Annotated in this window: 3 protein-coding genes; all 3 read left to right on the top strand. The window is 70.5% G+C overall.

What is annotated here, in order from left to right; translation table 11 throughout:
- Positions 1-555: 555 nt before the first annotated feature.
- The gene (locus HFV08_RS29070; protein WP_246342160.1) at positions 556-1200 is read left to right on the top strand and encodes a hypothetical protein; all 645 of its coding nucleotides are present in this window, start codon (positions 556-558) and stop codon (positions 1198-1200) included.
- 166 nt (positions 1201-1366) lie between these two features.
- Entirely contained in the window at positions 1367-2311 is a 945-nt protein-coding gene (locus HFV08_RS29065; RefSeq protein WP_168543525.1) for a tyrosine-protein phosphatase, read from the top strand.
- A 209-nt stretch (positions 2312-2520) separates the two neighbouring features.
- The coding region (ccrA, locus tag HFV08_RS29060) for a crotonyl-CoA carboxylase/reductase (protein ID WP_168543523.1) at positions 2521-3502 on the top strand (982 nt) is incomplete at its 3' end.

Genomic DNA, 3502 nt, shown 5'->3' with positions numbered 1-3502 from the left:
CTGAGCGGACGGCCACCCGCGGCGACGGGGGCGAGGAGGGCGCCGGGAGGCCCGCCTCGCCCCCGTCGCCGTGACCGGTCCGCAGCGGCGGGAGTGAACTCGGGTCACAGCAGACGGTGTTGGCCCGCCGCCGTTCCGGGCCCCCGCGCCGGGCTCCTGCGGATACTCACCCGGAGACAAGTCAACGGGCCTTCCCTGCTGGCCCGTTGACAAGAACCGAGCCCCGGCCGCGGCAATGCGCGGCGTTCGGGAATTCCTTATTGCCCGCCAGGTTACCCGTGTGTAACGTCTGGCCATCGAGCCCGCAGAACAGGCGAGTTCAGCACTCTTTCCGTCAATTCCCGTGCAATCCGAGCGTGTTCGCGTTCCGACCCCGCTCGTGTTCGTGTGTCCGTGTCGCAGGAATTCGTGTCCGGGTACGGCCGCCGCTGTGCGCGCTCCGGCCCGCGCCGCCTTTCCCGTACGCCGAAGCGCTCCGCAAGGCCCTGTCCGTACGCGCACCACTCGCCGCAACGCCTCCCGCGCACCGCCTCTCCGCACCCTCCTGGAGCCGTGATGAAACCCTCGACGTCCACCTCGCACCGGGGCCGAAGAGCCGCCCTCCGTACCGCCCTCGCGCTGGGCGCCACCGCCGCGCTGATGACCACCACCACGGGCGCCGCCCACGCCGCGCCCGTCCGGCTCGACTATCCCCTGTCGGGCACCACGCATCTGAAGGGGACCGACTCCGACCTGACGCTCGGCCCCGGGACCCTCAAGGCGACGGCCGACCTGGCCGCGGGCACTCTCAGCGCGGACACCGAACTCCCGCCCGCGAAGGGGGAGTTCCACATGATCGGGATAGTGCCCGTCTCGGTGACGACGGAATTCGTCGAGCCCGAACCCACCAAGGGCACCATCGACAACAAGACCGGTGCGGTCGCGAGCACCACGAAACTCACCCTGCGGCTCAAGAATCTCAAGGTCGCGGGAATTCCCACCCCGATCGGGAACTCCTGCCAGACCGAAGTCCCGGCGGTACTCGCCCTCACCAGTGAGCCCGGCTTCAACCCGCTCACCGGCGGCACCCTCTCGGGCGAGTACACCATCCCGAAGTTCGAGCACTGCCTGCTCGCGACGCCGCTGATCAACCTGATCATCCCGGGCGACGGCAACAGCGTCAGCCTCAAGCTCGGCCCCGCCCAGCGGCCGCCCGCCTGACCCCCGTGAAAGGGGTGCCCCCGCAGACCCGCCTGCGGGGGCACCCGTACGTGCGGAGGTCACGGCGCCGGGCGAAACGCGCTCTGGGGTTGCGCCTGACCGAATAGGGGTCCTAGGGGCTCGGGTAACCGTCGCGCCGCGGGCCTCCCCTGCCACAGTGGGGCGCATGCGTCTACCACGACTTCTTCCGGCCGCTCCGGCTGCCGCGGCGAGCCTGTGCCTGCTCGCGCTGAGTTCACCCGCCACCGCCGCGGAACCCGCCGCCGCATCCGCGGGCTCCACGGTGACGGCGGCCGAAACCCCCGGGCTGCGGGGTGTGCGCGGGGGTCACATCCCGCTCGCGGGCACCGTCAACACCCGTGATCTGGGCGGCCTCGGCACGGTCTTCGGCCGCCACATCCGCGAGGGCCTCCTCTTCCGCTCGGACTCCCTGGGCAAGCTCACCGACGAGGGCGTGGCGCAGCTCGCCGGGCTCGGGCTGCGCTCGGTCGTCGACTTCCGGACACCGTTCGAGATCGAGTACGACAAGCCCGACCGCCTGCCGCAGGGCGTCACCGGCACCGCCCGCCCGGTCAGCGACAACGGCTCGTACAAGCTGCTGATGGACGCCATCGCCTCGCGGGATCCGCAGAAGCAGCAGGAGCTGCTCGGTGACGGCAAGGCCGAGGCCGCCATGCACGACATCTACCGCACCTTCGTCACCGACCCGGACAGCCGGGCGGCCTTCGGGGCGACCCTGCGCGACCTCGCCCGGAAGGACAGCGGGCCCGTCCTCTTCCACTGCACCTCGGGCAAGGACCGCACCGGGTGGATGACCTACGTACTGCTGCGCGCGCTCGGGGCGTCGAAGGCCACCGCGGAGAAGGACTACCTCTACTCCAACACGCTGCGCGCCGAGACCGACAAGAAGGCCCGTGACTACCTCAAGGAGTCCGGGGCCATGCAGAACCCGGACCTGATCATCCCGCTCCAGGAGGTCAGCACCGCCTACCTGGACACCGCACTCGCCGAGATCACCCGCGGCTACGGCAGCTTCCCGGCCTACCTGGCCAAGGGACTCGGCCTCGACCCCGCGGCCCAGGCGCGGTTGCGCGCCCGGCTGCTGAACTGACCGCTCCCCGCGGCCACTTCACGGCACCCCGGGCCCCGGCTCTCCGCACGGAGCGCCGGGGCCCGCTTGCGGACAGGGACCGGTCCAGGGGGCGCCTCCCCCTAAGTACCCTTCCGGCCCCCCTGGCTCGACGGCAAGGGGGGTCCGCAATCCGGCCCGCTCTGCATGACTGGGGGACACGTCACGCCCGTATTGCCGGAGGCATCACCGTGAAGGACATCCTGGCCGCGATCCAATCGCCGGACACCAAGCCCGCTGACTTCGCGGCTCTGCCGCTGCCCGAGTCCTACCGCGCGGTGACCGTGCACAAGGACCAGACGGACATGTTCGAGGGGCTGGCCAGCCATGAGAAGGACCCCCGTAAATCGCTGAACGTGGAAGACGTCCCGCTTCCCGAACTCGGCCCGGGCGAGGCCCTGGTGGCCGTGATGGCCTCCTCCGTCAACTACAACTCCGTGTGGACCTCGATCTTCGAGCCCCTGCCCACCTTCGGGTTCCTGGAGCGGTACGGCCGCCTCTCGGAACTGGCCAAGCGGCACGACCTGCCCTATCACGTGATCGGCTCCGACCTCGCGGGCGTCGTGCTGCGCACCGGCCCCGGCGTCAACACCTGGCACGCGGGTGACGAGGTCGTGGCGCACTGCCTCTCCGTGGAGCTGGAGTCCTCCGACGGGCACAACGACACCATGCTCGACCCCGAGCAGCGGATCTGGGGCTTCGAGACCAACTTCGGCGGGCTGGCCGAGATCGCCCTGGTCAAGTCCAACCAGCTGATGCCCAAGCCCGACCACCTCAGCTGGGAGGAGGCCGCCGCCCCCGGCCTGGTCAACTCCACCGCCTACCGCCAGCTCGTCTCCCGCAACGGCGCCGGCATGAAGCAGGGCGACAACGTCCTCATCTGGGGCGCCAGCGGCGGCCTCGGCTCCTACGCCACCCAGTTCGCCCTGGCCGGCGGCGCCAACCCCATCTGCGTCGTCTCCAGCGAGGACAAGGCCGAGATCTGCCGCAAGATGGGCGCCGAGGCCATCATCGACCGCAAGGCCGAGGACTACCGGTTCTGGAAGGACGCCACCACCCAGGACCCCCGCGAATGGAAGCGCTTCGGCAAGCGCATCCGCGAACTCACCGGCGGCGAGGACGTCGACATCGTCTTCGAACACCCCGGCCGCGAAACCTTCGGCGCCTCCGTCT

This window comes from Streptomyces physcomitrii (assembly GCF_012273655.1).
Taxonomy (GTDB): Bacteria; Actinomycetota; Actinomycetes; order Streptomycetales; family Streptomycetaceae; genus Streptomyces; species Streptomyces physcomitrii.
This window is presented reverse-complemented; position numbering and strand designations above follow the sequence as displayed.